The sequence below is a fragment of the Flexivirga sp. B27 genome (genome assembly GCF_052905685.1).
Genome location: NZ_JBPYUM010000003.1, coordinates 127330 through 153985, shown reverse-complemented (window position 1 = coordinate 153985; position 26656 = coordinate 127330). Strand labels below are relative to the sequence as shown.

Annotated in this window: 27 protein-coding genes; 15 read left to right on the top strand and 12 right to left on the bottom strand. The window is 68.7% G+C overall.

Going from position 1 to position 26656, the window contains the following annotated elements:
* Positions 1-41 precede the first annotated feature (41 nt).
* Complete coding sequence (locus tag ACSZL9_RS13035; protein ID WP_446665936.1) at positions 42-842, top strand: thioesterase family protein; 801 nt, start codon at positions 42-44, stop codon at positions 840-842.
* On the opposite strand, the gene ACSZL9_RS13030 is transcribed toward ACSZL9_RS13035, so the two are convergent.
* Positions 765-1859: a phosphatase PAP2 family protein gene (locus tag ACSZL9_RS13030; RefSeq protein ID WP_446665935.1), complete on the bottom strand. Its 1095-nt coding sequence runs from the start codon at positions 1857-1859 to the stop codon at positions 765-767. The two genes, ACSZL9_RS13035 and ACSZL9_RS13030, sit on opposite strands and share 78 nt — an antisense overlap.
* A 208-nt stretch (positions 1860-2067) precedes the next feature.
* Here ACSZL9_RS13030 and ACSZL9_RS13025 point away from each other — a divergent pair, with 208 nt between their 5' ends.
* Together ACSZL9_RS13025 and ACSZL9_RS13020 are read left to right on the top strand one after the other, a co-directional pair.
* Complete coding sequence (locus ACSZL9_RS13025; RefSeq protein WP_446665934.1) at positions 2068-2403, top strand: DUF4235 domain-containing protein; 336 nt, start codon at positions 2068-2070, stop codon at positions 2401-2403.
* 58 nt (positions 2404-2461) lie between these two features.
* Positions 2462-2845: an ankyrin repeat domain-containing protein gene (locus tag ACSZL9_RS13020; protein WP_446665933.1), complete on the top strand. Its 384-nt coding sequence runs from the start codon at positions 2462-2464 to the stop codon at positions 2843-2845.
* Positions 2846-2995: 150 nt separating this feature from the next.
* Here the strand turns inward: ACSZL9_RS13020 and ACSZL9_RS13015 are convergent, their stop codons facing one another.
* Positions 2996-3514, bottom strand: coding sequence for an Lrp/AsnC family transcriptional regulator (locus ACSZL9_RS13015; RefSeq protein WP_446665932.1), 519 nt, complete (start codon positions 3512-3514; stop codon positions 2996-2998).
* A gap of 78 nt (positions 3515-3592) precedes the next feature.
* Between ACSZL9_RS13015 and ACSZL9_RS13010 the strand changes: the two genes are divergently transcribed.
* From ACSZL9_RS13010 to ACSZL9_RS12985, 6 genes are all read left to right on the top strand, one after another.
* A complete protein-coding gene (locus ACSZL9_RS13010) occupies positions 3593-4705 on the top strand; it encodes a thiamine pyrophosphate-dependent enzyme (protein ID WP_446665931.1) in 1113 nt (370 codons plus the stop codon).
* Positions 4705-5718, top strand: coding sequence for an alpha-ketoacid dehydrogenase subunit beta (locus ACSZL9_RS13005; RefSeq protein ID WP_446665930.1), 1014 nt, complete (start codon positions 4705-4707; stop codon positions 5716-5718). Before ACSZL9_RS13010 ends, ACSZL9_RS13005 begins: the two co-directional genes overlap by 1 nt.
* Positions 5711-7087 carry a dihydrolipoamide acetyltransferase family protein gene (locus ACSZL9_RS13000; RefSeq protein ID WP_446665929.1) on the top strand — a complete coding sequence of 459 codons (1377 nt, stop codon included), beginning with the start codon at positions 5711-5713 and terminating at the stop codon, positions 7085-7087. Before ACSZL9_RS13005 ends, ACSZL9_RS13000 begins: the two co-directional genes overlap by 8 nt.
* 64 nt (positions 7088-7151) lie before the next feature.
* On the top strand, positions 7152-7460 hold the full coding sequence (locus ACSZL9_RS12995; protein ID WP_446665928.1) for a DUF4333 domain-containing protein: 309 nt from the start codon (positions 7152-7154) through the stop codon (positions 7458-7460).
* On the top strand, positions 7457-8434 hold the full coding sequence (locus ACSZL9_RS12990; protein WP_446665927.1) for a magnesium transporter CorA family protein: 978 nt from the start codon (positions 7457-7459) through the stop codon (positions 8432-8434). The genes ACSZL9_RS12995 and ACSZL9_RS12990 overlap by 4 nt, the downstream gene beginning before the upstream one ends.
* A gap of 81 nt (positions 8435-8515) precedes the next feature.
* Complete coding sequence (locus ACSZL9_RS12985) at positions 8516-9283, top strand: hypothetical protein (protein ID WP_446665926.1); 768 nt, start codon at positions 8516-8518, stop codon at positions 9281-9283.
* Positions 9284-9292: 9 nt separating this feature from the next.
* On the opposite strand, the gene hutI is transcribed toward ACSZL9_RS12985, so the two are convergent.
* From hutI to hutH, 5 genes are all read right to left on the bottom strand, one after another.
* Positions 9293-10474 (bottom strand): imidazolonepropionase, encoded by a 1182-nt coding sequence (gene hutI, locus ACSZL9_RS12980; protein ID WP_446665925.1) that lies wholly within the window; start codon positions 10472-10474, stop codon positions 9293-9295.
* Positions 10471-11802, bottom strand: coding sequence for a formimidoylglutamate deiminase (locus ACSZL9_RS12975; protein ID WP_446665924.1), 1332 nt, complete (start codon positions 11800-11802; stop codon positions 10471-10473). Before ACSZL9_RS12975 ends, hutI begins: the two co-directional genes overlap by 4 nt.
* A complete protein-coding gene (locus ACSZL9_RS12970) occupies positions 11799-12980 on the bottom strand; it encodes an allantoate amidohydrolase (protein ID WP_446666367.1) in 1182 nt (393 codons plus the stop codon). The genes ACSZL9_RS12975 and ACSZL9_RS12970 overlap by 4 nt, the downstream gene beginning before the upstream one ends.
* A gap of 148 nt (positions 12981-13128) precedes the next feature.
* A complete protein-coding gene (gene hutU, locus ACSZL9_RS12965; RefSeq protein WP_446665923.1) occupies positions 13129-14784 on the bottom strand; it encodes a urocanate hydratase in 1656 nt (551 codons plus the stop codon).
* Positions 14785-14896: 112 nt separating this feature from the next.
* Entirely contained in the window at positions 14897-16438 is a 1542-nt protein-coding gene (gene hutH / locus ACSZL9_RS12960) for a histidine ammonia-lyase (RefSeq protein ID WP_446665922.1), read from the bottom strand.
* 81 nt (positions 16439-16519) lie between these two features.
* On the opposite strand from hutH, the gene ACSZL9_RS12955 reads away from it, so the two are divergent.
* A complete protein-coding gene (locus ACSZL9_RS12955) occupies positions 16520-17302 on the top strand; it encodes an IclR family transcriptional regulator (RefSeq protein WP_446665921.1) in 783 nt (260 codons plus the stop codon).
* Between the two features lie 80 nt (positions 17303-17382).
* On the opposite strand, the gene ACSZL9_RS12950 is transcribed toward ACSZL9_RS12955, so the two are convergent.
* The gene (locus ACSZL9_RS12950; RefSeq protein ID WP_446665920.1) at positions 17383-18480 is read right to left on the bottom strand and encodes a flavin-containing monooxygenase; all 1098 of its coding nucleotides are present in this window, start codon (positions 18478-18480) and stop codon (positions 17383-17385) included.
* A 137-nt stretch (positions 18481-18617) separates the two neighbouring features.
* Here ACSZL9_RS12950 and ACSZL9_RS12945 point away from each other — a divergent pair, with 137 nt between their 5' ends.
* Genes ACSZL9_RS12945 through ACSZL9_RS12935 form a run of 3 tightly spaced genes read left to right on the top strand, consistent with a single transcriptional unit; the run spans position 18618 to position 21400 of the window.
* The gene (locus ACSZL9_RS12945) at positions 18618-19586 is read left to right on the top strand and encodes an NAD(P)H-quinone oxidoreductase (protein WP_446665919.1); all 969 of its coding nucleotides are present in this window, start codon (positions 18618-18620) and stop codon (positions 19584-19586) included.
* 60 nt (positions 19587-19646) lie between these two features.
* A complete protein-coding gene (locus ACSZL9_RS12940; protein ID WP_446665918.1) occupies positions 19647-20222 on the top strand; it encodes a bacterial proteasome activator family protein in 576 nt (191 codons plus the stop codon).
* A 2-nt stretch (positions 20223-20224) separates the two neighbouring features.
* Complete coding sequence (locus ACSZL9_RS12935; protein WP_446665917.1) at positions 20225-21400, top strand: hypothetical protein; 1176 nt, start codon at positions 20225-20227, stop codon at positions 21398-21400.
* Here ACSZL9_RS12935 and ACSZL9_RS12930 read toward each other — a convergent pair.
* Positions 21388-21882 carry a hypothetical protein gene (locus tag ACSZL9_RS12930; protein ID WP_446665916.1) on the bottom strand — a complete coding sequence of 165 codons (495 nt, stop codon included), beginning with the start codon at positions 21880-21882 and terminating at the stop codon, positions 21388-21390. The two genes, ACSZL9_RS12935 and ACSZL9_RS12930, sit on opposite strands and share 13 nt — an antisense overlap.
* A 560-nt stretch (positions 21883-22442) precedes the next feature.
* Here ACSZL9_RS12930 and ACSZL9_RS12925 point away from each other — a divergent pair.
* Positions 22443-22808: a hypothetical protein gene (locus ACSZL9_RS12925; RefSeq protein ID WP_446665915.1), complete on the top strand. Its 366-nt coding sequence runs from the start codon at positions 22443-22445 to the stop codon at positions 22806-22808.
* A 143-nt stretch (positions 22809-22951) separates the two neighbouring features.
* On the opposite strand, the gene ACSZL9_RS12920 is transcribed toward ACSZL9_RS12925, so the two are convergent.
* A complete protein-coding gene (locus tag ACSZL9_RS12920) occupies positions 22952-23452 on the bottom strand; it encodes an NUDIX hydrolase (RefSeq protein ID WP_446665914.1) in 501 nt (166 codons plus the stop codon).
* On the bottom strand, positions 23452-25119 hold the full coding sequence (locus ACSZL9_RS12915) for an FAD-binding dehydrogenase (protein ID WP_446665913.1): 1668 nt from the start codon (positions 25117-25119) through the stop codon (positions 23452-23454). The genes ACSZL9_RS12920 and ACSZL9_RS12915 overlap by 1 nt, the downstream gene beginning before the upstream one ends.
* Positions 25120-25232: 113 nt before the next feature.
* Between ACSZL9_RS12915 and ACSZL9_RS12910 the strand changes: the two genes are divergently transcribed.
* Complete coding sequence (locus ACSZL9_RS12910; RefSeq protein ID WP_446665912.1) at positions 25233-26030, top strand: hypothetical protein; 798 nt, start codon at positions 25233-25235, stop codon at positions 26028-26030.
* Here the strand turns inward: ACSZL9_RS12910 and ACSZL9_RS12905 are convergent.
* Positions 26017-26649, bottom strand: a complete 633-nt coding sequence (locus tag ACSZL9_RS12905) for a hypothetical protein (protein ID WP_446665911.1) — start codon at positions 26647-26649, stop codon at positions 26017-26019. The genes ACSZL9_RS12910 and ACSZL9_RS12905 overlap by 14 nt on opposite strands.
* Positions 26650-26656 lie beyond the last annotated feature (7 nt).

Here is a 26656-nt window from a genome sequence, read left to right as displayed (position 1 = left end):
GAGGCGCGACACAGGTCGGCGGCCACCTACGCTGCTGTCCCGTGACCGACGTGTATGACGAAGACCCGCTCGCCTATTACGTGCCCGTCTCCCCCGGCGTCTACCGCCCGACGATCCACGTGCAGGGTGCGTGGCAGGAGACCGAGCAGCACATGGCTCCGATCAGCGGCCTGATCACCCATGAACTGGCGATGCACGAGCGCCGCGACGACATGCAGATCGGTCGCATCTGCTTCGAGATCCTCGGCATGATCCCGTTGCAGGAGAGCACGATTCACGTCGAGACGATCCGCCCGGGCCGCACCATCGAGTTGCTCGAGGCGACGCTGACGATCGGCGGGCGGACCATCATCCGGGCGCGTGCCTGGCGCCTGGCGAAGTCCGACATGTCCGCCGTCGAGGGCAATGAACTGCCCGCGATGCCGGGCCCGGACGACACCGAGAAGCTGGACAACACGCTGGAGTGGCCGGGCGGCTACATCCGCTCGTTGCAGGCGCAGGCGGTCCCGGGCGGTCGCGACGGGCGGCGCCAGGTGTGGCTGCGGACCGACTGCGAGCTGATCGACGGCGTGCCGGCGGAGCCGATCGCGGCATACACGATGCTGGTCGACACAGCCAACGGCATCGCGACGCGGGTGCGGCCGACCGAGCTGATGTTCCCGAATGTCGATCTGACGCTGCACTTTGTGCGCGAGCCGGACCCGACGGCGATCGGCCTCGACACGGGTGTGACCTTCGGGCCCACCGGCCTCGGACTCACCTCGTCAGTGCTGAACGACGTCCACGGGCCGGTCGGCCGGGTCGAGCAGTGTCTGACGGTCCGCAACTTTCCAACTCGCTAGCACCCCTTCACCGCCGAGCTTGCGCGGCAGGTGCAGCGGCCGGCGGTGCAGCACCCGCCAGGCGGCGAGCAGCACCACGGCATACAGGACGCCGGCGATCTCGTCGGTGACGTAGTGCTCACCGGCATAGACGAGGGTGAACGCCATCAGCGCCGGGTAGAGCAGCAGCAGCGGACGCACCCAACGGCGCGCGCTGAACCAGAAGAAGCCGACGACCAGGGTGGCCGTTGCCATGTGCAGCGACGGCATCGCCGCCACCGGGTTGGAGCGGTTCTGGGCGTCACCCAGCACCTGCGCGGCACCGTGGAAGTCGAGCCACGCCCAGCCCTGCCCGGACAGGCGCAGCACCTCCGGGCCGTCGATGTAGCCCTGCTGGGAGGCAAGCCACGGGGGGCTCATCGGGAAGAGGAAGTAGGTCGCGATGCCCGCCACCGCGAGCGCGACCAGCAGTGCCGCCCAGGCCCGGAACATCGTGCGCTTCCTGACCCAGAGCACCGCCGCGACGATCGGCGAGACCATGAAGTGGCTGCAGTAGCAGAGCGTGATGAAGATCGTCCACCACGGCGCCTGGTGGACGGCGCCGGTCAGGTGCTCCTGCAACCACTGGTTGGGCAGGTGCCCGCCGAACATCCACTTGTCCAGGTCGACCGGGAAGTTCACGTGCAGCGGCATGTTGATGCGGTTGAGCGCACCTTCACCGGGGAAGCCGTTGACGAAGCTGCCGCTGAAGTATGACGCCGCGCCGTAGCTGTAGTCGTAGGCGAGCAGGATCCCCTGGAACGGCAGCCAGTCCAGCATCATCCGGCCCCAGGCGCGCCAGCCCTTGCCGATGCAGACGGTGCTCAGCCCGGCGATGATCCACAGCGTCAGTCCGACACGGTCCATCGGCACGCCCAGCGTCGCGCAGAAGACGGCGAGCGTGACGGCATACAGCCCGATCGCCCCCCAGCGGACCGTGTCCCAGGACAGGCGGGAGGAGAACGACGTGGGGACGTTCTTCTCCCCCGAGGCGACCATTCAACACATAGTAAACAACGGCTGAACGAATCTCCGCCTGCTCCTGACAAGCGGGTATGCCGCCCCTGACGGGGGCCACGTCTCGCCGCGGGGGCCGGGTGTGTGGCAGGCTCGGGGTTGAGACGGCCGAGCTTGTCGTCGAGACGGCCGAGCTTGTCGAGGCCCACTGCGTGGCGTGCGGACGACCGCGCCGCCGACGGAACGGAGAATGAGCCAGATGGCTGGGATGGCATACAAGGTGTTGCTCACGGTGTCCGGGATCGCCGCGGGCAAGGTCGCCAAGAAGGCGACCACGACGACGTGGAAGACCGCGACCGGCGGCACCCCGCCGGTCGACAAGCACGACCCGAACTACTCCGCGGCACAGGTCGCGATCTTCGCCATCCTCTCCTCCGCCGTCGCGGGCGGCTTCCGGGCCTACGCCCAGCGCAAGGCCTCCGACTACTACACCCGGACCGCGGGCCACGTGCCGCCGCCGGTCGAGAAGGCCAAGCAGAAGGCCGAGGCCCAGCAGAAGGCCGACAAGAAGGTCAAGCGCGGCTGAGCTGCCCGGGCGATTTCGCCCACTTATGATCTCGGCCACGGTGAGTTAGGGTCGCCTTATGAGCGATGCGACAACGGGCGTGGCTGCTTCGGCCGGCAACGTCGACCCCCGCACCGATCTCGCACGCGAGGGTGACGTCGACGGCCTCGTGGCGCACCTGGACGCGGGCATGCCTGTGGACCTGACCGACACCAGCGGCAACACGCTGCTGATGCTCGCGGCCTACCACGGCAGGGCCGGCGTCGTGTCGGCGTTGCTCGAGCGGCACGCCGACGTCAACCGACTCAACGACCGTGGCCAATCACCTCTGGCCGGAGCGGTTTTCAAGGGTGAGGACACCATCGTCTGGTTGCTGCTCGAGGCGGGAGCCGACGTCGATGCCGGCTCGCCGTCGGCCGCTGCGACGGCTGAGCTCTTCGGCCGCGGCGACCTGTTGCGCTGAGTTTTCTCGTTCGACTCCTCGCACCCCAGTCCCGCCGCACGCTCGCAAGCTCGCGCTACGGCGTGCCTGGGCTGGTCGTCGTCTCGCGGGCGTCGGCTGTTCGTTCTGCTCGGTCGTCATTGCCTCTCGCCATTCCGCACTCAAGACACCTCAACGCGCCCACGGTGCGCCGGCGCCGCGGATCTCCTCGAACGACAGCCAGGTCCGCGTGCCGATGACGCCGGGGATCGCCTGGATCCGCTCGAGCACCAGCGACCGCAGCGCCTGGTTGTCCGGCGCGTGCGCGAGCGCGAGCACGTCGAATTCGGACCCCAACAACGAGATCGAGTCGATGTAGTCCAGCTCGGCGAGCGCGGCGGACACCGACCGCCAGGTGTTCTGCTCGATCTGCAAGGCGATGTATGCCGTCGTCTGCAACCCCGCCAGATGCGGCACGACCCGCGCGGAGAAGCCCTCGATCACGCCCTCGTCGAGCAGTCGCTGCAGCCGGGCGTAGGTCGCCGCGCGGGACAGGTGCAGCCGCTCGGCCAGCGCACGCACCGAGAGTCGGGCATCGCGCTCCAGGGCGCCGACGATCTGCAGGTCGACCTCGTCCAGGGTCCGATGCTCCGCAGATCGTCCAGTCGTGGCCGACTTCCTGCCTCGTTTGGTTGACACTTCTTCCGACATACAGCAAGTATGACGCCAATCGTCTCGCGATGCCCGACCATTCGTGGCAATATGCCCGGTCCGCGCGACACTGGTGTGATGGAGACCACAGCCGAGGCGATGACGGCTGCGTTGCTGCCGTCGCCCAACCCGGTGCAACTGATCGATCCGACCGGAGCGGCGGTCGAGCAGGCGGGCGCCCGCCGCGACTACGCCATGCCGAGCGCAGCGCGGCTGCGCGACATCTGGCACGCGATGGTCCTGGGCCGGCGCTTCGACGTGCAGGCGACCGCGCTCACCAAGCAGGGCCGCCTCGCTGTCTATCCGAGCTCGCGCGGCCAGGAGGCCTGCCAGGTCGGCGCCACCATGTCGATCACCGGCAACGACTGGCTGTTCCCGACCTACCGCGAGTCGATGGCCCTGGTCACCCGTGGGATCGACCCGATCGAGGTGCTCTCGCTGCTGCGCGGCGACAGCCACTGCGGCTACGACCCGATCAAGACCAAGACCTCGGCACAGTGCACTCCGCTGTCGACGCAGCTGATCCACGCGGCGGGTGCGGCATACGGCGAGAAGCGACACGGCACCGACAACGTCGCGCTGGCCTTCATCGGTGACGGCGCGACCAGCGAGGGCGACTTCCACGAGGCGCTCAACTTCGCCGCCGTCTTCGAGGCGCCGACGATCTTCTTCGTCCAGAACAACAAATACGCGATCAGCGTCCCGCTCTCCAAGCAGACCAAGGCGCCGTCGTTGGCCTACAAGGGAATTGGGTATGGCGTCCCGGCTGAGCAGGTCGATGGCAACGACCCGGCTGCGGTGCTCGCGGTCATGGACGTCGCGCTGGAGCACTGCCGCAGCGGCAAGGGTCCCTTCCTCATCGAGGCGCACACCTACCGGCTCGACGCGCACACCAACGCCGATGACGCCACGCGTTATCGCTCCTCCGACGAGGTGACCGCATGGCTGGAGCGCGACCCGATCGCCCGGGTCGAAGCGTGGCTGCGAGCGCGTGGCGAGCTCAATGACGACGTGGTCGCCGCAACCAACGCGGAAGCCGAAGCGGCTGCGGCCGAGTTGCGCGACCGGATGAACACCGACCCGACCGTCGACCCGATGTCGTTGTTCGACAACGTTTTTGCGGCGTCGACGGCGCAGCTGGAAGAAGCCCGCGCGATGGTCGCGGCAGAGATCGAGGCGGAGGCCAACTGATGACGGTCACCCTGGGCGGGGCGCTCAACACCGCACTGCGCGATGCGCTGAAGACCGACGACGACGTGCTGGTCTTCGGCGAGGATGTCGGCACGCTCGGCGGCGTCTTCCGGATCACCGACGGACTCACCAGCGAGTTCGGTGAGGAGCGCTGCTTCGACACCCCACTGGCCGAGTCGGGCATCGTGGGATTCGCAATCGGCATGTGCCTCACCGGTTTTCGGCCGGTCGTGGAGATGCAGTTCGACGCGTTCGCCTACCCCGCGTTCGAGCAGATCACCTCGCACGTCGCCAAGATGCGCAACCGCACGTCCGGCCGGGTCGGGCTGCCGATGGTCATCCGGGTCCCCTATGCCGGCGGCATCGGCGGCGTCGAGCACCACTGCGACTCCAGCGAGGGCTACTACGCGCACACTCCGGGCTTGAAGGTCGTCACGCCCTCCGATGCGGCCGATGCCTACAGCCTGCTGCGCGAGGCGATCGACGACCCGGACCCGGTCATCTTCATGGAGCCGAAGGCACTCTACTGGTCCAAGCAGGACATCGAGCTCCCTTGCAAACAAACGGCTTTCGGTAAGGCCAAGGTCCGCCGCGACGGTGATGACGTCACGATCGTCACCTACGGGCCGTCGGTGCCGACCGCGCTCAAGGCCGCAGAAGCCGCCCGCGAGGAGGGCTGGAGCGTCGAGGTCATCGACCTGCGCACGATCGTGCCCTTCGATGACGAGGCCGTGGTCGCCTCCGTGCGCCGCACCGGTCGCTGCGTGGTCGTCTCCGAGGCCCAGGGTTTCGCCGGCGTCGCCGGTGAGATCGCCGCGCGCGTCACCGAGCGGTGCTTCCACTCGCTGGCCGCGCCGGTCGCGCGGGTCAGCGGGCTGCCGACGCCATACCCTGCGCCGATGCTGGAGAAGACCTACCTGCCCGGCGTCGAGCGCATCCTCGATGCGATCTCGCGGCTGCAGTGGGACGACCAGCCGGACCTGACCTACGCGGGAGTGGGCGCCCGTGGCTGAGCAGACCTTCAAGCTCCCGGACCTCGGCGAGGGCCTCACCGAGGCCGACATCATCGAGTGGCTGGTCGCCGACGGCGATGAGGTCGTCGTGGACCAGCACGTCGTCGTGGTCGAGACCGCCAAGGCCAGCGTCGAGGTGCCCTGCCCGTATGCCGGTCGCGTGCACACCCGCCACGGCGCCGAGGGCGACACCATCACCGTCGGATCCGCTTTGCTGACAGTCGATTCCGTGGGCGGATCGCCGGCCGATGCCGGCGCAGACCCCTCCGGCGCGGAAGGCGACGGGTCCGGCGCGGTGCTGGTCGGCTACGGCACGACCGACACCGGCGCGAGCGGTTCGGCAGGTCGTCGCGCGGCACGCCGGCGTCGTCATACCCCTGCGTCTGCCTCGCCGTTGACGGCTCAAACCGCCACTGACGCTGCAGCAACGCCGTCAATCACGGTTTCGACCGTCAATGGCGAAGGAACGACCGCGCACACCGCACCCAAGGTCATCTCGCCGATCGTGCGCAAGCTCGCCGCCGACCAGGGACTCGACCTGCGCGCGATCACGCCCGGGCCGGACGGCGTCATCCGCCGCAGTGATGTGGAAGCGGCCGCTCAAGCTGGTCTCGATACGCCCTCCTCCGCTGCGCTCCCCCGGCCACTCGACCAGCTTGGTCTGTCCGGCGCTCGAGCAGCTTCGAGCGGCGACACACGTGTGCCGCTCACCGGCATCCGCCGGGCGGTCGCCGACAAGCTGGCCACCTCGCGCCGGGAGATCCCGGACGCGACGACGTGGGTCGATGCCGACGCGACCGGGCTGGTCGAGGCGCGCCGGGTCATCGGTCTCGAGCGCGGCGGGCTGCTCGCGCTGCTCGGCCGCATCTGCGTCGCGGCGCTGCGCCGGCACCCGGAGCTGAACGCCTCCGTCGACACCGACCGGCAGGAGATCGTGCGGCACGGCGCCATACACCTGGGGTTCGCGGCGGACTCGCCGCGCGGGCTGGTGGTGCCGGTCGTGCATGACGCCGACCAACTGACGACCCGGCAGCTCGCCGAGCGCATGGTGCAGATGGTCGACGCGGCCCGCGACGGCACGCTGGCGCCCGCCGATCTGACCGGCGGCACGTTCACGCTGAACAACTACGGCGTCTTCGGCGTCGACGGCAGCACGCCGATCATCAACCACCCGGAGGCGGCGATGCTGGGCGTCGGCCGCATCTTCGAGCGCCCCTGGGTGGTCGACGGCGAGTTGGCTGTGCGCAAGGTCGCCCAGCTCGGCCTCACCTTCGATCACCGGGTGTGTGACGGCGGGGTCGCGGGCGGCTTCCTGCGCTTCGTCGCCGACGCCGTCGAGCGGCCGCTCCAGCTGCTCGGGGATGTATGACGCGCCGCGGCAACCTCCACCACGTAAACTCACGCCCGTGATGAGCATGACAGCTGGAGGTTCCATGAAGAGCTCTGTCCGCCGTGGCGTGGCCGGTCTCGCAGCAGGTGTCGCAGTCGTCGGGCTGCTCGCCGGGTGTGGTGACAAGGTCGTGAAGAAGGGTGACCTGGAGTCGCAGATCAAGGAGAAGGTCGCCGCAGCCGCCACCGGCTCCAAGGTCGGCGACGTCAAGTGCGACGACAATCTGAAGGCCAAGGTCAAGGCCTCCACCGACTGCACCGTCGAGATCGACGGCAAGAAGCAGACGGTGACCGCCGTGGTCAAGACGGTCGACGGCGACAAGGTGAGCTACAGCATCAACCGCAAGGGATGACCTGTGAGCGCCGGATCCGCCGCTGGCGGTCCGGCGAACTCGACGACCGCGAGGTCTCGCTGCACGACGTGCGTGACCTGTTGTCCCAGGACGACACGCTGACCTGGGTCGACCTGCTCGACCCGGAGCACGCGGACATCCGGCAGCTCGCTGAGACGCTCGACCTCGACGAGCACACGATCGAGGACGCGCTCACGATGCACGAGCGGCCCAAAGCTGTGCGTTTCCAGGCATATTCGTTCATCACCTGTTTCACCGTGTCGGGCCTCGCCGCGGACGACGACCTCCACCGTATGTCGATCATCGTGCTCCCCCGAGCCGTCGTGACGGTGCGCCTCGGCGGCAACTTCCCGGTCGACGACGTCGACTCCGCCCTGCAGGACGACCCGCACCTGGCGAGGCTGGGCGCGAAGGCGCTGTTGCACGCGATCCTGGACACGACGGTCGACGGCTACTTCGACGCCGCCACGCGCATCGACGACACGGTCGGCGACCTGGAGGACCGGCTCTTCGCCGAGCAGCACGCGGGTCCGTCAATCGCCCGCGAGGCGTTCACCCTGCACAAGCGCGTCGGTCGCATGCGGCGGGTGGTGCTGCCGATGCGCGAGGTCGCCACCACACTCGTCCGGCGTGTCACGGGCGAGGACGAGCAACACGAGCTGCTGCCGTTCTACCAGGACCTCTACGACCACACGATGCGTGTCGCCGAGTGGTCGGAGTCATTGCGGGAGACCCTCGAGACGGTCCAGGACACCAACCTCGCGCTCGGTGATGCCGCGTTGAACAACATCATGAAGAAGCTGACGTCGTGGGCCGCGATCATCGCGGTGCCGACGCTGATCACCGGCTGGTACGGCCAGAACGTCCCCTACCCCGGGTTCGGCGCGCACTGGGGTTTCTGGTTCAGCACCGTGCTGATGCTGGTGGTCGCCGCGGTGCTGTATGTCGTCTTCCGCCGCAAGAACTGGCTCTGACGTCCGCCGCGGGATCGACACGGGAGTGCCTCGCCGGTGACTTGACGTCAGGTCCCGAACGACCCAGTAGGGTCTGTCTGCATGAGAACAAGGGGAGGAAGCAGGGCGGCCTTCGTCGCCGCCGCAGGGCTGCTGGCCGTGGCCCTGGCCGCGTGCGATGGCGGATCGTCTGGTGGCGCCGTCACGTCGCTCGGGTCCGGGTCGGATTCAAGCGGGTCGGGTTCAAGCGGACCCAGCACGAGCGGGACCGAGGCGCCGGACTCATCTGCCGCTGGCCGGACCGCAGGCACCTCGACGAGTGGCTCCGCGTCCGCGCCGACGAGTGGATCGGCTTCGACGCTCAGCGCCGACGAGGTCCAGGCGAAGATCGTCGCCGGCGCCCCGCCCAAGGACCTGACATGGCTCCACCCGAAGACGCCGTCCTCGTGGCAGAAGCTGAAGACCGACGGCGCCGGCACCCTGCAATGGCGGGTCGAGGACACCTGCGTCGTCACCCTCGATCAGCCGGCCGGACTCGGCACGAAGCGCACTCCCACCTCCGAGCAGGTTCTCGAGCACACCGCCGAGCAGACTGCTTCGGCTCTCTCCGCGTCCGCGCCGAAATATCACGACCGCAAGACGCGCATGGTGCCCAACGTCATCGTCGGCTTCAACGGGAGCGCGAAGGTGCAGATGGCGCAGTCCCTGGTCGACTACGGCAAGGCCCGCTCCCGGATCGTCGCCTACCGCAAGGGTGACTTCGCGCTGACCGCGCAGAGCATCTGCGGCGACGCCAAGACATTCAGCAGCGCATCGAAGTCGGAGATCGACCCCTTCATCGACAAGCTCCAGGCACGCACCCGCTACTGAGCACAGCCGTTATCCGAGCGGGAGAGCCTGCGCGATCGGAACGCCCGGCCGGTAGGCGAGATGCAGGTACGACGGCGCGTCGAGCAGCGTGAGGTCGGCCCGGGCACCTGCCTGGATCACGCCGATGTCGTTGCGGCGCAACGACTTTGCCGCACCGGCTGTCGCGGCGTGGAGCGCCTCGGCGGGCGTCATACCCATGTCGCGCACGGCAACTGCGATGGCGAAGGGGATCGAGCTGGAGTAGCAGGTGCCCGGGTTGCAGTCACTGGCCAGCGCCACGCTCACACCCGCGTCGATCAGCCGGCGGGCGTCCGGGTATGGCGACCTGGTCGAGAACTCCACGCCGGGCAACAGCGTTGCCACTGTTGATGATCCGGCCAGTGCATCCACATCGGCGTCACTGAGGAAGGTGCAGTGGTCGACACTCGCAGCGCCCACCTCGACCGCGAGCTGCGCACCCGGTCCGTGGCCGAGCTGGTTGCCGTGCACCCGTGCCTCGAGACCGGCCGCCAGGCCGGCTCGGAGCACCCGCTCCGACTCCTCACCGGTGAACGCGAACGCGCTGTTCGGCTCGCAGAAGACGTCGATCCAGCGGGCGTATGGCGCACACGCGGCGAGCATCTCGCCGCAGACCAGATCGAGGTAGTCGCTGCGCCCTGAGTCGCGGTTGCGGAAGTCCGGCGGCACGACGTGTGCCCCGAGAAACGTTGTCTCGTCGGTGAATTCGCGAGCGATGCGCAGTGCGCGCGCCTCATTGTCGACGTCCAGGCCATAGCCGCTCTTGATCTCCACGACACCCGTGCCCTGGGCGTGCATCTCGGCGACTCGTGCTCCGACCATGCGGCGCAGCTCGTCGTCGCTCGCCGCGCGGGTCGCCTCCATCGAGACGGCGATGCCGCCGCCGTCATACGGCTCACCGGTCATCCGGGCCGCGAACTCGGCAGACCGGTCACCGGCGAAGACCAGGTGACTGTGGCTGTCGACGAAGGACGGGATCACCGCGTGCCTGGCAATGTCTCGCCGCTCGTCCGCGTCCGGGAGGGCCGACGCGGGCCCGACCCAGGCAATGCGGTCGCCGTCGGTGACGATCGCGGCGTCGTGGATCAGGCCGAGCGGCGAGCTGTCACCGTCCGGGTGTGTCGGATCGTTGGTCACCAGCTCGCCGATGCCGGTCAGCGCGACAGTGGTCATGATCGGTCCTCCCACAGGTTGTCGATGGCTTCGGTCAGCAGGCGGCCCACGTCACCGACGCGGTGATGCCGGTCGGCGACAATCACGTCGCCGTCCCGGATCACGTCGGTGACGTCCGCCGACGTCGCGGCGGTCAGCACGAATTCGGCTGGGACACCTGACGTTCGGGGCGACTCCAGGTCGATGGCGACCAGGTCGGCCTTGGCTCCGGCGCGCAACGACCCGGCCTCCGGCCAACCGATGGTGTCGTGGGCCGTGGCTGCCGTCAGTAGCTCCGACGGCAGGATCCGGCCGCGGTGCAGGGTGCGCAGGCGCTCGTGCGACTCCAGGCCGCGGGCTTCCTCGAACATGTCGATGATCGCGTGCTGGTCGGACCCGAGGCTCAATCGAGCTCCGGCGTCGAGCAATTCACGCGACGGGCCGATGCCGTCGGCCAGGTCGCGCTCGGTCGTCGGGCAGAAGGCGGCCGTGGCACCGGCGTGCCCGAGCGTGTCGATGTCGTCGCGCGTCAGGTGTGTCGCGTGCACGGCGCTGAAGTCCCGGTCAACCGCACCGGCATCGGCGAGCAACTGCACGGGAGTCATGCCGTAGAACGCCTGGCAGGCTTCGTTCTCGGCCGGTTGTTCCGAGACGTGCGCGTGCATCGTCCGCCCGATCCGGCCGAGCTGCTTGCAGGCCGCGACCTCGCGCAGTTGCTCGCGCTGCACCGCCCGCACCGAGTGGATCGCCGTGCCGACCCGGTTGGTCGCGTCGTCCTGCAAGCACGCGACCCGGTCCGCCCAGGCGGACACATCCGCGTCACCGAAACGTCGCTGCTCCGCAGCGAGCGGTTGGTGGCCGTCGGCGGTCAAACCGCCTGCGAGATAACAGGTGTCGAGCAGCGTCAGGCGGACCCCGGCCTCCCGGGCAGCCTGCTGCAACGCCTCCCCCATGGCGTTCGGATCGGCGTATGGCGACCCCTCGGCCTGGTGATGGACGTAGTGGAACTCGCCGACACTGGTGACCCCGGACAGTGCCATCTCGGCGTAGGTCGCTCTCGCCAACGCGAGGTAGTTGTCGGGGTCGAGGCGGCGTGCGGCGTCATACATCACCTCGCGCCAGGTCCAGAAGGTCCCGCCGTCGGCGTGGGTGCGTCCGCGCAGTGCGCGGTGGAAGGCGTGGCTGTGCGTGTTGGCCAGCCCCGGCAGCACCACACCGGGCAGCCGCTGCGCTCCGCCCTGTGGCCGGCCGGTCTCGATCGCGTCAAAAACGTCGCCCTCGATGCGGAAGAGCACGTCGCGCGCCAATCCATCTGGCAACAGTGCATATTCGGCCCAGTAGGAGCTCATGACGCGAGCTCCCGGACCACCTTCGTCAGCGCCTCGACCCCGCGCAGGCAGTCGTCGCGCTCGGCGAACTCCTCCGGCGAGTGGGAGACACCGGTCGGGTTGCGGACGAAGAGCATCGACGTCGAAACACCTGCCGTGGCAAGGACTCCGGCGTCGTGGCCGGCGCCGGTGCCGAGCATCGGTGTGTGCTCGCCGAGGATGCCACGCAGCCGACCGGACAAGGTGTCGTCGAAGCGGGTGGTCTCGGTCCAGGACTCCTCGGTGAGGGTGCCGCCGAAGCGTCGGGCCGCCGCTTCGACCGCGGAAACCGTTGCCTTGACGGCATTCTGGTCGGCTCCGCGGGCATCGAGCCACAACCGCACATGCGAGGGTATGGCGTTCACGCCGCCCGGCTCGACGGCGATCTTGCCGGTCGTTGCGACGCATCCGTGCTCGGCGGCGGCCGACCGCGCAGCCAGGACGACCTCGGCGGCGGACAGCATCGCGTCCTGCCGGTCGGCGAGTGCGGTGGTGCCCGCGTGGTTGGCGGTGCCCGGCAGGTCGATCCGCCAGCGGCCGTGCGGCCAGATGTCGGTGCCGACCGCGACGGCGGACGTGGCCGGGTCAAGGTCGGCCAGCGCCCGGCCCTGCTCCACGTGCAGCTCGACGAATTGGCCTATCCGGCGCAGGGTTTCGTCGTCCCTGCCGATCGTGTCCGGTGCACGCCCGGCGGCGCGCAGCGCCTCGGCCATGCTCACACCGTCGACGTCGGTCAGCCCGAGCGCGCGCTCGGCGGTCATCGCACCGGTGATCACCCGAGATCCGGCACAAGCGACCCCGAAGCGGGCGCCCTCCTCGTCACCGAAGTTGACGACAGCGATCGGCGTCGACGGCCGAAATCCCGTGGCCCGCAACGCATCGACGGTCGCGAGTCCGGACACGACTCCCAGCGGCCCGTCATAGGCGCCGCCGTCCGGCACCGAGTCCAGATGTGATCCGACGACCACACCGGGTCCGTCCGTGTCCGGGTCACCCCACCATGCCCACTGATTGCCCATCCGGTCCTCGACCAAGTCGAGTCCGCGCGCGGCGCACTCCCCTGCGAACCACTCGCGCAGGGTGTGGTCCTCCGCGGTCCACGCGAAGCGCCGGTAGCCGCCGGACGACGCGCGCCCGACCGGGTCCAGGTCGGCCCACATCCGGTCGAAACCCAAGTCGGTCGAGTAGGGCGAGCCGCTGGGCGAGCCCGTATCGAGACCGTTGTCATTCATACGAACTCCTCCTCGAGCCGTTCGAGCGGGCGGCCGGATCGTGTGCTCCGGCGGCCGACTGCCATGGTCGTCCTTATCAGCCTTCGCGCATCGGCACGCGCACGCCGCGCTGGTCCGCCACCTGCTCGGCGGTCTCGTAGCCGGCGTCGACGTGCCGAATGACCCCCATGCCCGGGTCATTGGTGAGCACCCGCGCCAGCTTCTGCGCTGCGAGCGGGCTGCCGTCGGCCAGCGAGACCTGTCCGGCATGGATGGACCGGCCGATGCCGACCCCGCCGCCGTGGTGCAACGACACCCAGCTGGCCCCGGAGCTGGTGTTGACCAGCGCGTTGAGCAGCGGCCAGTCCGCGATGGCGTCGGATCCGTCTGCCATTGCTTCGGTTTCGCGGTATGGCGAGGCGACCGAACCGCAGTCGAGGTGGTCGCGTCCGATGACGATCGGTGCGCTGATCTCGCCACGGGCGACCAGGTCGTTGAACGCCAGGCCCGCCTTGTCACGCTCGCCGTAGCCCAGCCAGCAGATGCGGGCGGGCAGACCCTGAAAGGCGATCTTCTCCTTGGCGCCGCGCATCCACTTCTGCAGGCGGTCGTTGTCCGGGAAGAGGTCCATCACGGCCTTGTCGGTGGCGTAGATGTCCTTGGGGTCGCCGGAGAGTGCTGCCCACCGGAAGGGGCCCTTGCCCTCGCAGAACAGCGGGCGGATGTATGCCGGCACGAAGCCGGGGAACTCGAATGCGCGCTCGTAGCCACCCTTGCGCGCCTCGTCGCGGATCGAGTTGCCGTAGTCGAAGACCTCGGCGCCGGCGTCCTGGAACTCGACCATTGCCTGCACGTGCTTGGCCATCGATGCGCGCGACCGGTCGGTGAACTCCTCCGGCTTCTTGGCCGCGTAGTCGTGCCAGTCGTCCGGCGAAATGTCTTCCGGCAGATACGAAAGCGGGTCGTGCGCGCTGGTCTGGTCGGTGACGATGTCGATCGGGACACCGCGGCGCAGCAGCTCGGGGAATATCTCGGCGGCGTTGCCGACGACGCCGACGGACCACGCGCGGCGATCGTTCTTGGCGGCGACGACCTTCTCGATCGCGTCGTCAAGGTTGTCGGCGACCTCGTCGAGGTAGCGGTGGTCGACGCGGCGACGCAGCCGGGACTCGTCGACGTCGACGATCAGGCAGGCGCCGTCGTTGAGCGTCACGGCGAGCGGCTGTGCCCCGCCCATGCCACCGCAGCCGGCGGTGAGGGTCAGCGTGCCGGCGAGGGTTCCGTTGAACCGCTTCTCGGCGACCGCTGCAAATGTCTCGTAGGTGCCCTGCACGATGCCCTGCGTGCCGATGTAGATCCACGACCCGGCGGTCATCTGGCCGTACATCGTCAGGCCGAGCTGCTCCAGGCGCCGGAACTCGGGCCAATTCGCCCAGTCCGGAACGAGATTGGAGTTGGCGATCAGCACGCGCGGTGCCCACTCGTGGGTCTGCATGACACCGACCGGACGGCCGGACTGCACCAGCATCGTCTCGTCGACCTTCAACTTCTCCAGCGTGCGCACCATCGCGTCGAAGGAGCGCCAGTCACGGGCCGCGCGACCAGTGCCGCCATACACGACGAGATCGTCGGGGTGCTCGGCCACTTCCGGGTCGAGGTTGTTCATCAGCATGCGCATCGGCGCTTCGGTCGCCCAGGACTGGGCGGTGAGCGTCGTCCCGCGCGGGGCGCGGACGGGTCGTGCACCTTCCATGATCGTCAGATCCTTTCTGTTTCAGTCAGTTTCAGATTTCGCCGATCGAGTAGCCGCACCCACGCCGGTCGAGTAGGGCGAGGCGCTAGCCGAGCCCGTATCGAGACCAGCGTCAGCGCAACTCGCCGGTGACGCCCTCAGCGGCAGCAATTGCGGAACCGTCGGCAACGAACTGCACGGCCTGCTCGATCTCCGGGGCCAGGAAACGGTCGGGACCGGGCTCGCCGATGCCCGGCAGCGCGGCGATGACCGCACCCGTCGCCGGCCCGGGGCACAGCGGCTCCCGCAGTCGGATGCCACGAGCCGCGGTGAGCAACTCCACGGACAGCACCCGCCGCAGACCGTCCACGGAGCGCCGGAGCTTGCGTGCCGCCGACCAGCCCATCGACACGTGGTCCTCCTGCATGGCGCTGGACGGGATCGAGTCGACGGATGCTGGGCTGGCGAGCCGCTTGAGCTCGGAAACGATTGCGGCCTGGGTGTATTGGGCGATCATGTGCCCGGAGTCGACGCCGGGGTCGTCGGCCAGGAAGGGCGGCAGTCCGTTGTTGCGAGCGACGTCCAGGAAGCGGTCGGTTCGTCGCTCACTGATGCTGGCCAGGTCTGCGGTGACGATCGCGAGGAAGTCCAGAACGTAGGCGACCGGAGCGCCGTGGAAGTTGCCGTTGGACTCGACGCGGCCGTCCTTGGTGACGACGGGGTTGTCCACGGCAGCTGCCAGCTCGGCGTCGGCGACCGCGGTCGCGTGGGCGATGGTGTCGCGCGCACCGCCGGCGACCTGCGGGGAGCAACGTAGCGAGTAGGCGTCCTGCACGCGCGTGCATGCTGCGGGGTCGCGATGGCTCTCGCGGATCTCGCTGTCCTTCAACAGGTTCCGCAGATTTGCGGCGCTGTCCCCTTGTCCGCGCTGCGGTCGCAGCTCGTGCAGGTCGGCAGCGAAGACGTCGTCGGTGCCGAGCAGCCCCTCGATCGACATCGCGGCGGTGATGTCTGCGACCTTGGTCAGCGCGGTGAGGTCGGTGATGGCGAGGCACAGCATGCCGAGCATGCCGTCGGTGCCGTTGATCAGCGCCAGGCCTTCCTTCTCCCGCAGCTCGACCTCGGTCAGCCCTGCAGCGGCGAAAGCGTCTGCGGTCTCGCACAATTCGCCGTCGGCATTGCGCACCTCGCCCTCCCCCATCAGCGCGAGCGCGCAGTGTGCCAGCGGCGCGAGGTCACCCGAGCAGCCGAGTGAGCCGTATTCGTGGACGACCGGGGTGATGCCTGCGTTGAGCATTCCGACATACGTCTCGAGCACCACGGGGCGCACGCCGGTGCGGCCCGTGGCCAGGGTGCTGATGCGCAGCAGCATCAACGCCCGGACGACCTCACGCTCAACCTCCGGGCCGGAGCCGGCCGCGTGCGAGCGGACCAGGGAGCGCTGCAGCTGCGCGCGCGACTCGACCGGGATGTGCTTGGTCGCCAGTGCCCCGAATCCGGTGGACACGCCGTAGTGCGGGATGGGGTCGTCAGCGAGCTTCTCAATCGTGGCGCGGCTGCGTGCGACCTCGGCCAGGGACTCCTCGGAGATCTCCACCCGCGCTCCGCCGCGTGCGACGGCGACGACGTCTGCGATGGAGAGCGGCCCAACTCCGACAACAATCGATTCGGTCATGTGACCCATTGCATACCCGCGAGCGCCGCGTGGATAGCGTCCGCGACGCCTTAGTGTCTCGGATCTGAGACACTAAGGCGTATGGCGAACGCCCCCGCAGCCGCCTCGGCCGTTGCGTTGCTGCAGCTCCTGGCCAGGCATGCCGAGCCGATGCCGGCGATCGCCATCGCGCGCGAGCTCGGCCTGCCCCGCTCCTCGACCTATCACCTGCTGTCGGTGCTGTCCGACGCCGGTTTCGTCACGCACCTGACCGACGAACGCCGGTGGGGCCTGGGCGTAGCGGCCTTCGAGCTGGGCACGGCATACGTGCGACAGGCGCCGCTGCAACGCATCGCCCGGCCGGTGCTGAGCCGACTGGTGGATGCGACCACGCACAACGCGCACCTGGCGGTGTTGCACGGCCGCGACGTGTTCTATGTGATTGAGGAACGCGCGCCGCGACGGCCGTCGCTGGTCACCGACGTCGGAGTGCGGCTGCCCGCCGCGGTGACTGCCTCCGGTCTGGCGATGCTGGCATCACTGCCGCGCCCGCAGGTGCGTGCGCTCTATCCCGACCGCGACTCGTTCGTGCAGCGCAACGGGCGCGGTCCGACGTCGCTGACCATCCTGCAGTCCGAGTTGGCCCAAGTGCGCCGGCACGGGTATGCCGTCGAAAGTGGCTCTGTGTCACCGGGATTCGCATCGGTGGCGGTCGCTGCACTCGACCACAATGGCGGGCCGGCCGCAGGCATCGCGGTGACCTATCCGGCCGACGACCCGCCACCGGCGGAGCCACTGGTCGCAACAGTCCGCTCGGCTGCCGCCGACCTCAGCCGGCGACTCGGCCACCGTCCCCCGCCCAATGACCGAGCGGACACACAATGACCGAGCGGACACCTTGCTGGCGTGTATTTTCGTGTCCGCTCGGTGCATAAGGTGTCCGCTCGATCCGGGGACGGCACCGCTCAGGCCACCGCCCGATCGTTGACCAGGCGCAGCGCGCCCCGGGCAGCACGCCGCCCGGCGCGGGTCGCACCCAGCGTGGAAGCGCTCGGCCCGTAGCCCACCACGAACAGCCGCGGCTCCTTGACCAACGACACATCGTCCTTCGCCACGAGCAGCCCACCGCCGGGCTCGCGCAACTTCAACGGCGTCAGATGCCCCAGCGATGCGCGGAATCCGGTCGCCCAGAGAATGACGTCGACCTCTTCGTGGCTGCCGTCGGCGAAATCGACGCCGTGCTCGGTCAATCGGGCGATCCGGCCGCGGCTGACGAGCGTGCCGCGAGCGATCGCGGCGTCATACTCTGGCCGACGCGGCAAACCGGTGTTGGACACGACCGACCCGGCGGTCAGTCCGGCGCGCGTCTTACTCGCGACGCGCCGCTCCACTTCGATACCCCACTGCCGATCGACGGTGCGGTCGATCCACTGCGGCGGACGTCTGGTGGTCCACACGGTGGCGACGTCATGCTGCTCGAGCAGCAGGAGGAACTGCACCGCCGATGTCCCGCCGCCGACCACGAGCACTCGCTTGCCGCGGAAGTCCTCCGGTGCGCGGAAGTCGCGGGTGTGCAGCTGTTGTCCGGCGAAGCGGCCGGGGTAGTGCGGCACGTAGGGCCGGTCCCAGGTGCCGGTTGCGCTGATCAGCGCGTCGGCGAGGTAGTCGCGCCTCGCGTCGCCGTCGGTCGCGTGCACGAGCAGCGGTCCGTGCCCGCTGTCCTCGACCTCCGTCACCCGCCACGGGCGCTGCACCCGCAGCCCCTCATGCTGCTCATACGCGCCGTAGTAACGCTTGACGACCTCACGCGCCGGCTCGCTCGAATCCGGTTGTCCCAGAGGGAAGTCCGGCAAATCGTGTATGCCGTGGGCATCGCCCAACGTCAGCGCGTCCCATCGGTGGCTCCACGCGCCGCCCGGTGTCGGGTTGGCGTCGAGCACCTCAAGGTCGACACCGGGTTCGAGGCCACCCTTGCGCAGGAAGTGCGCCGCCGACAGGCCGGCCTGCCCGGCCCCGATGACGACGACATCGCGCTGCGTGAGCGGTGCGTCGAGGTGCGTCATACAAGCTGGAACAACAGGCTGCATCCGTTCATTTCCCCGGCCACCCTGACTGACGCAATTGCTCCCGAGTGACGCATTTGCACCTGCGTCAGTCGGCGTCAATTGCGTCAGTCGACGCGGGAAGTAACGTCGTCCCCATGCGTGCGATCACCCTGCCGAGCTTCGGCGACGAGTCCGTGCTGACGCTCTCCGACATACCTGCCCCGACGATCGGCGCCGACGAGGTGCTCGTCGACGTCGCTGCCGCCGGGATCAACCGGGCGGATCTGATGCAACGCCAAGGGTTTTACCCGCCACCGAAGGGCGAGTCGGAGATCCCCGGGCTCGAGGTGAGCGGCACCATCAGCGCCGTCGGCTCCGCCGTCACCGGCTGGTCGGTCGGCGACCAGGTGTGCGCACTCCTCGCCGGCGGTGGGTATGCCGAGCAGGTCGCGGTGCCCGTCGGCCATCTCCTGCCGGTCCCCGAAGGCGTCGACCTGATTGCGGCCGCGGCGCTCCCCGAGGTGGTGTGCACGGTCTGGTCCAACATCTTCATGACCGCGCGGCTGCATCCGGGTGAGCTTTTGCTCGCGCACGGCGGCTCGAGCGGCATCGGCACGATGGCGATCCAGCTGGCGAAGGCATTCCACTCCAGGGTCGCGGTCACCGCAGGGTCCGCCGCCAAGCTCGAACGCTGCGCCGAGCTGGGCGCCGACATACTCATCAACTATCGCGAGCAGGACTTCGTCGAGGTCATCTCGGCCGAGGGCGGCGCCGACGTCATCCTGGACGTCGTCGGCGCGAAATACCTCTCCCGCAACATCGCCGCACTGGCCATGGACGGCCGGCTGGACATCATCGGCATGCAGGGCGGCCGCAAGGGTGAGCTCGACATCTCCGCACTGCTGGCCAAGCGCGGCACGATCATCGCGCTCGGACTGCGCGGCCGTGACCGGGCCGACAAGGCACGCGTGGTCGCCGGCGTCCGCGAGCACGTCTGGCCGCTGCTCGACAACGGCACCGTCCGGCCGATCGTGCAGGAGACGCTGCCGCTGGAGCAGGTCGCGGATGCGCACCGTGCGCTGGCGGAGTCCCAGCACATCGGCAAGCTGCTGCTCACCACCTAGCCACCCGACCCCGCCGCATATCGAGGACCTCGCCGACACCCGTTTGGCAGGATGGACCGTATGACGCCTGACGAGTCTCAACAGGAGAACAAGGACGATCAGCAACGGATCGTCGTCGTGACCCAGGACGGCATGGGGGTGGCGTCGCCGCCGAGCGGTGATGACGCCGACGGCGAGCAGGAGACGGAAGCTCCCGCCGAGGAGAACCCCGCCGACCTGGTCGAGCAGCCCGCGAAGGTCATGCGGATCGGCTCGATGATCAAGCAGTTGCTCGAAGAAGTCCGCAACGCCCCGCTCGACGACGCGGGTCGACGGCGGCTCGCCGACATACATCACCGGTCGATCGGTGAGCTCAAGGAAGGCCTCGCGCCCGAGCTCGTCGAGGAGCTGGAGCGCATCGCGCTGCCGTTCACCGACGAGGCGCCCAGCGATGCCGAGTTGCGCATCGCCCAGGCGCAGCTGGTCGGCTGGCTCGAAGGCCTCTTCCACGGCATACAGACGGCGATCGTGGCGCAGCAGATGGCCGCGCAGGCACAGCTGCAGGCGATGCGCCGCGGCTTGCCACCCGGGCAGGGCGGTCACCCCGGCATGCCGGGCAACGACGGTCCGGCCACGCCGACCGGGCAGTACCTCTGAGTGTGACGGCACTGACCCAGCGCTCCGACTGGGCCCGGACGGCGGCGGCTCGGTCGTGGATGACCGGCATCGCGGTCTTCGTCGTGGTGCGCACGGTCGGTGCGTGGTGGCTGCTGTATGTCGGCAACCGCAACCACCGGACGCTGCACAACATGCTCGCGTCCTGGGACGGACAGTGGATGCTGGCGCTCGCCGGTCGCGGGTATGACGACATCCCGGCGCACCTCACCGACGCGCACGGGCAGCACTCGGTCGACACGGCATACGCCTTCTTCCCCGGCTATCCGATGGTGGTCCGGGCGGTCGACGTGCTCCCGGGGTTCAGTACGTATGCCGCGGCGATCGCGACCAGTCTGGTCGCCGGTGCTGCGGCGACGGTGGCGGCATACCGGATCGGCCAGTGGTGTGCGCTGCGCAGGTGGCCGGCCGACGAGGCGCGCGGTGATCGTGCCGGCCTGATCATGGCGGTGCTGTTCGCGGCGACACCGATGAGCGTCGTCCTGACGATGGCCTACACCGAGGCGATCTACTGCGCGTTCGCCGGTTGGGCGTTGTGGATGACACTCGAAAAGCGTTGGGTGGAAGCGGGTTCGCTCGCGTTGTGCGCCGGGCTGACCCGCACGACGGCTGTCGGACTCATCGCCGTCGTGCTCATTGCGGCCTTCCTGCACCGGCGCGACGGATGGCGTCCGTGGGTCGGCGCCGCAATCGCGCCGCTCGGGTGGCTGGCCTGGATCGTCTTCGTCGGTGTCCGGGTCGGCTCACCGACGGGGTGGTTCCAGGTGCAGAGCAACGGCTGGGACACCCGCTTCGACGCCGGGGCCGCGACGCTGCGCTACCTGGTTGACACGCTGTCGCTGAATCAGACGGCGGGCGACGTCATCACCGCATGGGTGATCCTGGCGACCATGGTGTTGATCGTGCTGGCATTCGTGACCCGATTGCCTTGGCAGGTCAGCGTTTACGGCACCCTGGCCGCCTCGACGGTGCTGCTGTCTACAGGCCTGATGAACTCCCGGGCGCGGCTGCTGCTGCCGGCCTTCGTGCTGCTGACCCCGGTCGCGCTCGCGCTCGTCCGCCAGTCACGCACCACGCAGATCACCGTCGGGGTCGCGACGACGGTTACCAGTGCGTGGTTCGGCGCCTACATGCTCGGGATCTACCCCTACGCGATCTGACCTGTGCCGGCCAGGCGCGCGAGGTGCACCGTGACATCGGCGGTCACCTCGACCGTCGCCGGCAGGACGTCACGGATCGCTGTGAGCGCGGCCGCCCGGTCAGCCTCACCCAGCACGAGGTATGCCGACACGGTCGACAGGTAGCCGACCCAATCGTCCGCGGTCAGCGTCAACCGCTGCTCCAGCGTGGTCTCGCGCACATCGGTGAACCGCGGGTCGCGCACGATCTCGGTGGCCGGCCAGTGCAGGCCGGCAGCGACCTCGGTCGGACCGGCCGGGTCGTCAGCGACGAGCCAGGGGCGCTGTGCCGTCTGCACCGCGGCGTCCAGCCCCGCATCCGCGAGGTATGGTGCGCCCCCGAAACAAGCGAAAACACCTTGGGGCGACAGCAAGCCGGCGATCCGGTCCCAGCGACCGGTCGGCTCGGTCCAGTGCAGCGCGGCCGCGACGTAGACCAGGTCGAACGGTCCGATCGGGGGCAACTCCTCCAGCGCGCTGCTGTCGCTCCGAAGCTGAGCGCCCGTCCGGTGATGCCGACGACTATCGCGACCTGTGCCGCTCGCGGGCAACCGTATTTCCGCCGGCCCGGCCGGAGCACGTCGGGCTCAGTTGCTCGGATCAGGCGCCGAAGAATGTTTCGACGCCATTAGTGACCTGGCACACAATTGCGTTCCCGCACCCGCACCCATGGCACAAATCACACCGTTTCCGCTTTGAGCAAGACCTTTCCTCCGGATACTCTTTACGTGTAGTTGATGGCAATCGGTGAAAACCCAAGTATCAAGGCGAGTTTGAACATGTTCATCCGCACCGTGCATACATCACGAGAGCCGATGCAGCGCTGAGTTCACAGGACATCCTGTCCGACCACGCAGTTTGTGACGAGGGTCTCAGCGTCCGGTCCAGGTAATCAAACGCCCACCCACATCTGGTGGAGATGAGCGAAAGCACACCGTCCTACATCCCGAATTAACCCAAAACCTTTTCACCGCAGAGAAACATTAAATGCGAGTGAACACCGCAAGACAACAGAGGAAATTAAATGACTGACTTCAACACGCTTGTTGATATGTACATCTCCGTCTGGAACGAGCCGGACGACGCCGCCCGTCGCGCGAAGGTCGAGAAGGTCTTCGCCGACCAGGCCAAGCACGTCACCCCGGCAGGCAAGTCCGTCGGCCATGACGAGATCTACGCCCGCATCACCGACACCTACGCGCAGGGCATCGACGCCGGCGCGCAGCAGCTCCGCTCGGTGCGGAACGTCACCAACCACCGCGGCGCGGTGCGTGTCAATTGGGACACGACCAACGCCGAGGGCGAGCGAGTGATGGCCGGCTACGACTGCATGACCCTGTCGGCGGACGGTCGAGTGAACGTTGACCACCAGTTCGCCGACGCTGCCTGAACGACACGGCCTTTGGCCGCCTGCACCGGCCGCATTTCGGGACGAGCTCGCCGCCGAGTGACGGTCAAACCGCCGAGAGACGGTCTCATAGCGCCGTCACTCGTCGAGGAAGCCGTCACTGGCCGATGAGAGGCTTGCAGGGGTCAGGGGAGGAGCGACCCGGGGCGGGGGTCGTGGTGGACCGCGCGCACCGCGTCGAGGACACGCGCGGTGGCCCGGTCGATGTCGACCCACTCGTCCAGCGGCAGCCACTCGTAACCAGTGGCCTCGCTGCCCACCCGGACCACGGGCTCCCTCTCGCACACGACCCGGAAGAGCACGTCGATGTGCCGCAGCTTCGTCTCGAAGGTCGTCGCGACCACATCACCCGGATCGATGCGGATCCCGGTCTCCTCCATCACTTCTCGCGCGACGCTCTGTGCCGGGTGCTCACCCTTCTCGACCAGTCCGCCGGGCAGGCTCACCCCGCTGCGATGGGTCTGCCGGAGCGCGAGCAGCTTCCCGTCATACTCGATGAGCGCGACGGCGCCGACGGTGAAGGTGGGCGAGGCGATGCGCAGGAACGGCCAGACGACCTTGGACGGCGTCAGCCGGAAGATCGTCAGACCGAGGCGTCGCAGCGGTCCGGGTCGCTCGTGCGTCATCAACGCACCTGAGCTGCTGCGGCGCGCCCCGCCGCACGACCGGAGAAGATGCAGCCGCCGAGGAAGGTGCCCTCCAGCGAGTTGTAGCCGTGCACGCCGCCACCGCCGAAGCCCGCCGCTTCGCCGGCTGCGAAGAGCCCGTCGATGGGTTCACCGGTCTGCCCCAGCACTCGCGACTGCAGGTCGGTCTGCAACCCGCCCAACGACTTTCGGGTCAGCACGTGCAGCTTGACACCGATCAGCGGCCCGGACGCCGGGTCGAGCACACGGTGCGGCTTGGCGACGCGGATGAGCCGGTCGCCGCGATAGCGTCGCGCCCCCTGTATGGCGGTCAGCTGCGCGTCCTTGCTGAACGGGTTGGCGACCTCGCGGTCACGCTCCACGATCTGCCGCTCCATCGCTGCGGCATCGAGCAGCGGCTCCGGCGTCAGCGCGTTCATCCGGTCGACAAGCGTCGAAATGTCGTCTGCGACAACGAAATCGGCACCCTTCTGCTTGAACGCCTCGACCGGGCCCGGCGCGCCCTTGCGCACCCGGGAGGCTAAGAGCTTGAGGTCCTTGTTGGTGATGTCGGGGTTCTGCTCGGAGCCGGAGAGCGCGAATTCCTTCTCGATCATCTTCTGGGTGACCACGAACCACGAGTGGTCGTATGCCGTGAGGTCCGGCGTCGTCCGCAGGTAGCGCAGCGTGCCCAACGTGTCGAAGCCCGGCAGGTAGGGATGTGGCAGCCGCCGGCCGAGAGCGTCGAACCACAGGGGCGACGGCCCGGGCAGGATGCGTATCGCGTGTTGCGGCCACACAGGGGCCCAATTCTTGATGCCTTCGACGTAATGCCACATGCGGTCGCGGTTGACCGTGCGTGCGCCCGCCTGCTCGCTGATCTCGATCATCCGACCGTCGACATACGCCGGGACACCGGTGATCATCTCCCGGGGCGCGGTGCCCAGTCGCTGCGGCCACCACTTGCGGACCAGGTCGTGGTTGCCGCCGATGCCGCCGCTGCTGACAATGACCGCCTGCGCGCTCAGCTCGAAGTCTCCGACCGCCTCCCGCGATGACTGCTCACCGCGAGCAGCGTTGTCATCAGCGAGGATTCGCCCGCGCACTCCGGTGACGGCGGCACCGTCACGGATCAGCTCGTCGACGCGGTGGCGGTGCAGGAAACGCACATGGCCGGTCTCGACCGCTGCGAGCGCCGCGTCCACGAAGGGTTTGACGACACCGGTCCCGGTGCCCCAGGTGATGTGGAAGCGCGGCACGGAGTTGCCGTGGCCGCCGGCGCGCCCGTCGCCGCGCTCGGCCCAACCGACGATGCCCAGCCAGCCCATGCCGCGTTGCTTCAGCCAGGACCGTTTCTCCCCGGCCGCGAACTCGACATATGCCCGAGCCCACTTGGCGGCCCAGCTGTCCTCGTCGTCCAGTCGGTCGAAGCCCGCGCTGCCCTGCCAGTCCTGCCAGGCGAGGTCGACCGAGTCCTTGATGCCCATCCGGCGCTGCTCCGGCGAGTCGACGAAGAAGAGTCCGCCGAAGGACCACCAGGCCTGCCCGCCGAGGTTGGCGGCGCTCTCCTGGTCGACGATGACCACCTTCTTGCCGGCGGTGATCAGCTCGCCGGCGGCGACCAGTCCGGCCAGTCCGGCCCCGACAATGATGACGTCAGCGTCCATGGGTGCACCTCTCGAAGTCGCGAAGCTCCAACCTACTAGCCGGTACTCCCCGGCCGGCGTATGCCGGGTGTGGCTCGCCCCCGCGCCGAGCGCGCCTGATGTTGACTGGTGCCATGGCAGTCGACGATTTCGACACCACCGTCGAGCAGTTGTATGCCGGTGCGCCGGAGGATTTCGTCGCGCGCCGGGACGCCGCGGTCAAGAGTGCCCGGGCCGACGGCGACAAGGACCTCGCCGCCCGGATCAAGCAGTTGCGCCGCCCGACGGCGGCTGCGGTCCTGATCAACAGGCTGCGCAGGAGCCCGGATCACACCGCCCTCGATGCCTTGCTCGACCTCGGGGAGCGGCTGCGCGATGCCCAGTCGAGACTGGATCCGGCAGCGATGAAAAGCCTCGGCGCCGAACGCAATTCGCTGATCGCGGCACTGCTGGCCGACGTCGCGGCGCTGTCCGGCGGACCCGTCTCCGGACAGCTGCGCGAGCAGCTGTCGGACACCCTCACCGCAGCCGTCGCCGATGCCGACGCCGCCCGAGCGGTCAACAGCGGCCGGTTGGTGACCGGCCTGCGGTACAGCGGATTCGGCGAGGTCGACCTGCAGGACGCGGTGGCGGCTCCGAGAGCGGACGCGGACGAAGCGGACCGGGCAGCCGAGGCAGCCGAGGCGCAGCGACTGGCTGCGCGGCAGGGTCTGGCCGCGCAGCAGCGTCTGAACGAGGCCAGAGCGACGCTGACGGCGGCGCAGGATGCCGAACACGCTGCCGTGCAGTCGGCCGAACTCGCCGAGCGTGCGCTGGCGGCGGCGCGGCATACGGCCGAGCAGACGCGTGCCCGCGCTGAGCAGGCGGCCGCGGCACGCGCTGCGGCCGAGGAGTCGCTCGCCACTGCCGAGGCGGCGGCTACTGAGAGGTGAGGACCTTCTGGCAGTAGGACCGCAGCTCTTCCGAGTGCGTGTTGTAGTCCTTGGGGTCGACAGTCTTGCCGGCGGCGCTGTTGGCGGCCATCGTCTCCAGATCCTTGGCCACGGCGTTGACCCGCACGGTGAAGCTCTTCTGCCCGGCCTTCTTGGGCAGCTTGCGCAAGCTGGTGGCGGTGTCGCGCATGTTGCGCGCGGCGGCGTCGCGCTTGGACTTGGAGTCGGCGCTGACGGCGGTGTTCCACTGGCTGATCGCCGCGTTGCTCTTGCTGTTGGCCGTCTTGCAGGCGGCGACCGGGTCGGTCTTCGGCGCCTTGCTCTTGCTCGACGTCGCCGAGCTCGACTTGCTGCTGGACTTGCCGGCGCTGGACTTGCCGGAGCTGGACTTGCCGGAGCTCGACTTCGACGCCTTCGAGGCCGACGAGCTCGCACTGCTCGAGACCGAGCTGCTGGTCGAGCTACTGGTCGAGCTGCTCGACGTCGTCGACGCGGCGGTGGTGGCGGACGATCCTGCGTCCGATGAACTGCCGCCGGAGCAGGCGCTCAGCGCGACGAGGCTGCATGCAGCAGCCGCGACGACGCTCAGTCGACGGACGTGGGCCTGGGTAGTGCGCATTCGAACA